The organism is Mycobacterium sp. (assembly GCF_025965855.1).
In the GTDB taxonomy this organism is placed as follows: Bacteria; Actinomycetota; Actinomycetes; order Mycobacteriales; family Mycobacteriaceae; genus Mycobacterium.
In genome coordinates this window covers 26,267-32,427 of sequence record NZ_JAOPWB010000145.1, presented here as the reverse complement: position 1 = coordinate 32,427, position 6,161 = coordinate 26,267, and the positions used below count along the sequence as shown (strand labels likewise).

At 66.5% G+C, this 6,161-nt stretch carries 8 protein-coding genes and 1 pseudogene; 4 read left to right on the top strand and 5 right to left on the bottom strand.

From position 1 onward, the window contains the following. The 5 genes and pseudogenes from JWP83_RS11610 to JWP83_RS11590 all read right to left on the bottom strand — a co-directional run. On the bottom strand, nt 1-166 hold a 166-nt coding region (locus tag JWP83_RS11610; RefSeq protein ID WP_297730097.1), incomplete at its 3' end, for an ANTAR domain-containing protein. A gap of 276 nt (nt 167-442) precedes the next feature. Continuing rightward, nucleotides 443-523 (bottom strand): annotated as a pseudogene (locus tag JWP83_RS11605) (carboxymuconolactone decarboxylase family protein); the annotation flags it as partial. 20 nt (nt 524-543) lie between these two features. Continuing rightward, complete coding sequence (locus JWP83_RS11600; RefSeq protein ID WP_297730089.1) at nt 544-963, bottom strand: DUF302 domain-containing protein; 420 nt, start codon at nt 961-963, stop codon at nt 544-546. A gap of 41 nt (nt 964-1,004) precedes the next feature. Continuing rightward, on the bottom strand, nt 1,005-1,274 hold the full coding sequence (locus JWP83_RS11595) for a metal-sensitive transcriptional regulator (protein WP_297730088.1): 270 nt from the start codon (nt 1,272-1,274) through the stop codon (nt 1,005-1,007). 241 nt (nt 1,275-1,515) lie between these two features. Beyond that, nucleotides 1,516-2,739 carry a CaiB/BaiF CoA-transferase family protein gene (locus JWP83_RS11590; protein ID WP_297730096.1) on the bottom strand — a complete coding sequence of 408 codons (1,224 nt, stop codon included), beginning with the start codon at nt 2,737-2,739 and terminating at the stop codon, nt 1,516-1,518. Between the two features lie 278 nt (nt 2,740-3,017). On the opposite strand from JWP83_RS11590, the gene JWP83_RS11585 reads away from it, so the two are divergent. From JWP83_RS11585 to JWP83_RS11570, 4 genes are all read left to right on the top strand, one after another. Next, nucleotides 3,018-3,881: a mycofactocin-coupled SDR family oxidoreductase gene (locus JWP83_RS11585; RefSeq protein WP_297730087.1), complete on the top strand. Its 864-nt coding sequence runs from the start codon at nt 3,018-3,020 to the stop codon at nt 3,879-3,881. A 100-nt stretch (nt 3,882-3,981) separates the two neighbouring features. Further along, the gene (locus tag JWP83_RS11580) at nt 3,982-4,920 is read left to right on the top strand and encodes a thiamine pyrophosphate-dependent dehydrogenase E1 component subunit alpha (RefSeq protein ID WP_297730095.1); all 939 of its coding nucleotides are present in this window, start codon (nt 3,982-3,984) and stop codon (nt 4,918-4,920) included. A gap of 3 nt (nt 4,921-4,923) precedes the next feature. After that, the gene (locus tag JWP83_RS11575; protein WP_297730086.1) at nt 4,924-5,931 is read left to right on the top strand and encodes an alpha-ketoacid dehydrogenase subunit beta; all 1,008 of its coding nucleotides are present in this window, start codon (nt 4,924-4,926) and stop codon (nt 5,929-5,931) included. After that, nucleotides 5,924-6,160: a biotin/lipoyl-containing protein gene (locus JWP83_RS11570; RefSeq protein WP_297730085.1), complete on the top strand. Its 237-nt coding sequence runs from the start codon at nt 5,924-5,926 to the stop codon at nt 6,158-6,160. Before JWP83_RS11575 ends, JWP83_RS11570 begins: the two co-directional genes overlap by 8 nt. Nucleotide 6,161: the final 1 nt, after the last annotated feature.

Below are 6,161 nucleotides of genomic sequence, written 5' to 3'. Positions count from 1 at the left end.
CCAGGTGGACGAGCGCCCATGCCATGGCGAATACCGGCACCCTGTGACGCAGTGCCGCGCTATGCAATTCATCGAAAGCGGCATGCGAAGGGCATCGGCGTAATCCGATCAGGATCCCCCGAGCGGTGTCGAGAATGCGGCCAGAGTTCGGGCCGTGCTCCATCATCCTGTCGATACCTCCTGTTGCGCCCGAACGAAATCCGCCACACCCGTGGCGGAACGGAATCCCGTGCGGTACGCATCGTCGCGCCTTGATTCCCTAAAGGCGCCCTCTGCCATGATTTGTCGATCGAAGGCGTTGTGCCAGACCGCCGCTGTAATCGATATGTCCTTGTAACCGTTTCGGGACCAGCGAGCTGTGGTTAACGAATCAGCCTGCTAGAGCTAGGACTTCATCGAAGCCGGCCACCATGGCTTCGTAGTGGCATGGGCACCTCGTGCACACCTCGGGTATTTGCTTGCGGAGCTCACGATGCTGAGGCAGCAAGTCTTGCAGGTCGTGATGATGCCGTTGGTCTGACATGTCGGCCTACTCGGCGGCGGTCATCGGGGAACCGCGCTTGAGCGACTCTCGAGCGAGTCGATGGCCGCATTCAGCCTGGCCGCGACCTCTTCGGCCACCGGGCGCAATTCCGGCTCGCCGGTGACCTCAACCAGCAGTCCGGGATTCATCGCCTCGACGAGCACCGTGCCGGCATCTTCGGGGTCGCTGCGCACGACGACGTTGCAGGGCAGCAGCAAGCCGATCTGGCGGTTTGCCTGCACGGCGCGATGCGCCAGCGGCGGGTTGCAGGCGCCGAGGATCAGGTAGTCCTCCATGTCCTGACCGAGTTTGGCTTTCAGCGTGGCCTGCACGTCGATTTCGGTGAGTACCCCAAAGCCCTGCTCCGCGAGCGCCTCGCGGGTCCGCGCGACCGCGTCCTCGAAAGAGGTGTGCAGCCGCGTCGCAATTGCGATGTTCATCATGACTCCTTCCATTCGTGCCCGGATACCGCTCGGGCCACTTACGCGAGCGCCAGAAACAGCTTCTCCAGCTCGGCCTCGCTCAGCGGTGCCGCACCGTCCGCGGTTGCACCCGTGACGCACTCCTTCAATCCGGTCGCGACGATCTTGAACCCGGCGCGGTCGAGGGCGCGCGATACCGCGGCGAGCTGGGTGACGACGTCCTTGCAGTCGCGACCCTGCTCGATCATCGAGATCACCCCGGCAAGTTGCCCCTGGGCGCGGCGCAGCCGGTTGAGCACCGCCGCGGTGCTGTCCTGATCACCAATCACTGGATCCTCCGTCTCTCTAAGTACTCCCAGCGCTACCCGAGGGGGTATCGATCGACGCATGTGCAAGATACCCCATAGGGTATCTGTTGTCACGCGGAGCCCGCCGCCGACATCAAGAAGACGCCTTCACATTATTCGGGCGGCATCGCGGCGCCCAGCGTGTACTCACGCCGAAAAAATTCGCGGATGCTCGCAATGGATGCACGCTCGGCGCAAAGCCACGCGCCCGTGCGGTGCGACCTCAGAGGATGGCCCTGCGGTCCTTCGCCCGGGCGATGTCGTCCCAGTCGACGTCCAGCTCGAGCAGAATCTCTTCGGTGTGCTGCCCATGTTCCGGGGCGCGGGCGGGCGCCGGCGGTGTCTCGTCGAATTGAACGGGCGCCGCGACGATCCGGTACTTCTCCCCATGGTCGTCGACGTTTGTCACCACGTACCCATTGGGTTCGACCTGCGGGTCGTTGAGGGTCTCCCGCGGCGTCGCGAGGGCGCCCCACACGCCGGGCTCGTCTTCCAGCACCTTCCGCCAATGCGCAAGGTCATGGCGGGCAAAGGCGTTCGCGACGATCTCGGTCGCCGCGGCGGCGTTGGCTATCAGGTTGCTCGACGGCACAAACCGCTCGTCGGCCGCCAACTCCGCCAGACCCATTCGCTCACAGAAGCCGGCCCAGAACTTGTCGGGCTGCAAGAAGACCAGCTGAATCCACCTGCCGTCCTTGGTTTTGTACCGGTTCACCAGGGGATTGATGGCCAGCCCGGGCGGAGCGCCCGGAATGCCGTCGATGTCGAAGAAATCGGCCGCCGAAATCGACGGCGCGATAGCCCACATCGCTTGTGCCAGCAGCGAGGAATCCACGATCGTGGGTTTGCCGGTCCGCTCCCGGTGGAACAACGCGGCACACACGCCGCCGGCCAGCGTCGCCCCGCCCTGCAGGTCACCGAACCCCGGGCCCTGGACCGCCGGGGTATCGGTGCCGAACGGCGTGAGCGTGTACGCCACCCCGCCGCGCGCCAAATACGTGGCGGCGTCGAACCCGCCTCGATCCCGGTCCGGGCCCCGGACCCCCAGCCCGGTGCCGCGCGCGATGATGATCTTCGGGTTGAACCCGCGGATGTCGTCGACGGTGAGCCGGGCCCGCTCGAGCGCGCCGGGCAGCCAATTGGTCAGGAACACATCCGCACTGGCCAACAAGCGGCCGAACAAGTCGCGGCCCATCTCGGACTTGATGTCGATGGCGATGCTGCGCTTGCCGCGATTGCCCAACTCGAGGATGAAGTCGGCGTCCGGGCGAGCCGCTTCGCGAGTGAAGCCACCGACCACCAGCGCGCGCCCAGGATCCCCCGTGGTGACGCCTTCCACCTTGATCACGTCGGCGCCCCAGTCGGATAGGGCGGCCCCGGCCGACGGCACATAGGTCCACGACGCCAACTCGACCACCCGGACACCTTGCAGGACACCCTCGTGCACGCCGGACAAGGCAACCCCCTTGGTCGTCTTTCTTGCTATTTTAAGTATTCTAGCTACTCTAAGGGATATCGATAGCCCGGCTGCGGCCACGCGCAGTTTTCGTGGAAGAGATGCGATGGAGCCGACCCTTGGTTCGCTCCACCTGCGCGATGCGGTGAGCGCGCGCCGTGGCCTCCCGCGTCCGCCCGTCCGGCCCGGATTTCCGACGTCTTTGGTAGCGAATAGCTTTGGCCCCCAACCAGGGTCGCAGGGTTAGGCACCGGGGCAAAGGACGGGATATGGGCAGGGTGACGGGCAAGGTGGCCGTGATCAGCGGGGCCGCGCGCGGTCAGGGACGTTCGCATGCGCGGCTACTGGCCGCGGAAGGTGCCGACATCATCGCGGTGGATCTCTGCGCGGACATCGAAACCAATGAGTACCCGCTGGCCCGGCCGGAGGATCTTGACGAGACGGCGCGGCTGGTCGAAAAGGAGGGGCAGCGCGCGTTCACGGCGATCGCCGACGTGCGCGACCGGGTGGCCCTGGCCGCCGCGATCGATCAGGGCGTGGCCGAGTTCGGGCATCTCGACGTCGTGGTGGCCAATGCCGGCATCTGCCCGCTCACCGCGGGCCTTCCGCCGCAGGCGTTCGCCGATGCCGTGGACGTCGACCTGGTCGGCGTGCTCAACCTGGTACACGCGAGCCTCAAGCATCTGCAAGCCGGCGCGTCGATCATCGTGATCGGGTCGAATGCGGCCTTCATGTCGTCGATGAACACCACCGGGATCGACGGCGGCCCCGGCGGCGCCGGCTACGCGTTCGCGAAAATTGCTGCGGCACACTACGTCAACGACTTCGCCCTGGCGCTGGCCAAGTTCTCGATCCGGATGAACGCGGTGCATCCGACGAATGTGAACACCGACATGTTGCACAGCGCACCGATGTACCGCGCGTTCCGGCCTGATCTGAAGGAACCGACCCGCGAGGACGCCGAACCCGTCTTCCCCGTGGTTCAGGCGATGCCCATCCCCTACGTCGAACCCGAGGACATCAGCGAGGCCGTGCTGTTCCTGGCCTCCGACGCGGCGCGCTACATCACGGGCCAGCAGCTCCGGGTGGACGGGGGCGGCTTCCTCAAGGTCAAGCCGTGGTCGGGCGGGTGAGAGCGGCGGCGGTAATCATGCTGGGGTGCAACGGTATTGGAGGGACTTGGTGAGCGACGGTCGATCCGCGACAGACGTTGAACGTCGCCTCTACGAACTGATGGTCCTGATGAAAGCGGCAGACGATCGCCTTTCCAAAGGCATCGGCACCGGCGAATTCATGTGCGTGTACTGGCCGTCGCGCGGCCAGGAGGCCATCGCCGCCGCGATGGGGGTGACGCTGCGGCCCGACGACCAGTTGGTGACCACCTACCGCGGGCTGCACGATCTGATCGGCAAGGGCGTCCCGCTCGAAGAGATCTACGGCGAGATGATGGGACGCACCGTCGGCGCGAGCCGGGGCAAGGGCGGCACCATGCACATCGCCAAGCCCGACAAGGGCGTCATGCTCTCGACCGGGATCGTCGGGGCCGGACCGCCGGTGGCCGTCGGGTTGGCGATGGCGGGCAAACGCAAGGGCCTCGACCGCGTCACGGTGGTCAGCTTCGGCGACGGTGCGACGAACACCGGCTCGTTCCACGAGGCGGCCAACATGGCCGCGCTCTGGGATCTGCCGCTCGTGTTTGTGTGCCAGAACAATCTCTTCGCCGAGATGACGCCGACCTCGGACACGATGAAGCTCGAGCACGTCGCCGAACGGGCGGCCGGCTACGGCATGCCCGGTGTGCGCGTCGACGGCAACGACCCGCTGGCGGTGAAGTCGGCGCTCGACGAGGCGCTGGACCGGGCCCGCGCGGGTAGCGGCCCCACGTTCATCGAGTGCGTGACGTTCCGCTTCCGCGGCCACTACTTCGGTGACCGGATGCCGTACATCCCCAAGGAGCAGCTGGCCGCGGCCATGGCGGCCGACCCGGTGCCGCGGTTCCGCGACCACCTCGCAGACGCCGGCATCTGCAGTGCCGACGAACTTGACCGCATCGACGCCCAGGCTCTGACGACGGTGGAGACCGCGCTGGCCACGGTGATGGGCGCGGATTCCCCGTCCATCGACGAGCTCGACCAGGACGTGTACGCAACTTCGATCAAGTACCCGGTGTGAGATATGGACGAAAAGGAGATGACGATGCGCGAGGCGCTGAACCTCGCGCTCGACGAGGCGCTGGGCGCCGACGACCGAGTGTTCTTGCTCGGTGAGGACATTGCCGATCCCGGCGCGTCCGGACCGACCGCGGGGCTGTCGACGAAGTACGGCCACGAACGGGTGCTGGACACGCCCATCTCGGAAGCCGGGATCGTCGGCGCCGCGATCGGTGCCGCGATAGACGGGATGCTGCCCGTGGCCGAGATCATGATCATGGACTTCATCGGCATCGCGGCCGACCAGCTGATCAACAACGCCGCCAAATTGCGGTTCATGACCGCCGGCCGAACCACGGCGCCGGTCACCATCCGCACCCAGGTCTACGCCGGGCTGGCCACCGGCGCCACGCACTCGCAGAGCCTGGAGGCGTGGTTCATGCACATCCCCGGCATGAAGGTGATCGTGCCGTCCACCCCGCGCGACGGGAAAGGGCTCCTCACATCGGCGATCTTCGACGAGGACCCCTGCCTGTTCATCGAGACGATCCGGCTGCAAGGCAAGAAGGGACCCGTCCCGCTCGACCCCGGGTTTTCAATTCCCCTGGGCCAGGCCGACATCAAGCGACCGGGCAGCGACGTGACGGTGATCGCCTACGGACGCCCCGTACACGATGCGCTCGCGGCGGCGGACGCGCTGGCCGAACAGGGTGTCAGCGCGGAGGTCGTCGATTTGCGCACGCTGGTGCCCCTCGACGTCGAGACCATCGTCGAATCCGCCCGCCGCACCGGAAGGGTCGTGGTCGTCCACGACGCGGTCCAATTCGCCGGCCCGGGAGCCGAGATCGCCGCGATCCTGCAATCCGAATTGTTCGGCGAGCTGGCCGCCCCCGTCGAGCGCGTGGCCGCACGGTTCGTCCCCAACCCGGCGGCGGCCGCGCTCGAGGCGCAGATGTACCCCTCGCCGGCACGCATCGTCGCAGCGGCTCAGCGCACTTTCGAAAGGGCCGGGAAGGCCAAAGTGCATGGCTGACTTCGTTATTCGCATTCCGCGTGTGTCGGTGGCCGTCTCGGAAGCCGAGCTCACCGGCCTTCTCGTCGACGCCGGCGAGCGCGTCGAGGAGGGCACGCCGATCTATGTGATCGCCACCGAGAAGGTGGAGCAGGAAATCGAAGCCGGTGCCTCGGGCACCGTGCGGTGGAGCGGACAGGTCGGGACCACCTACGACATCGGCGCCGAAATCGGCGTCATTACGCCATAAG

Bases quoted from the DNA above. Each gene is read 5' to 3' on its own strand.
- JWP83_RS11585 (WP_297730087.1), top strand. From the start codon at position 3,018: ATGGGCAGGGTGACGGGCAAGGTGGCCGTGATCAGCGGGGCCGCGCGC.
- JWP83_RS11600 (WP_297730089.1), bottom strand. From the start codon at position 963: ATGAACATCGCAATTGCGACGCGGCTGCACACCTCTTTCGAGGACGCG.
- JWP83_RS11575 (WP_297730086.1), top strand. From the start codon at position 4,924: ATGGACGAAAAGGAGATGACGATGCGCGAGGCGCTGAACCTCGCGCTC.
- JWP83_RS11580 (WP_297730095.1), top strand. From the start codon at position 3,982: ATGGTCCTGATGAAAGCGGCAGACGATCGCCTTTCCAAAGGCATCGGC.
- JWP83_RS11570 (WP_297730085.1), top strand. From the start codon at position 5,924: ATGGCTGACTTCGTTATTCGCATTCCGCGTGTGTCGGTGGCCGTCTCG.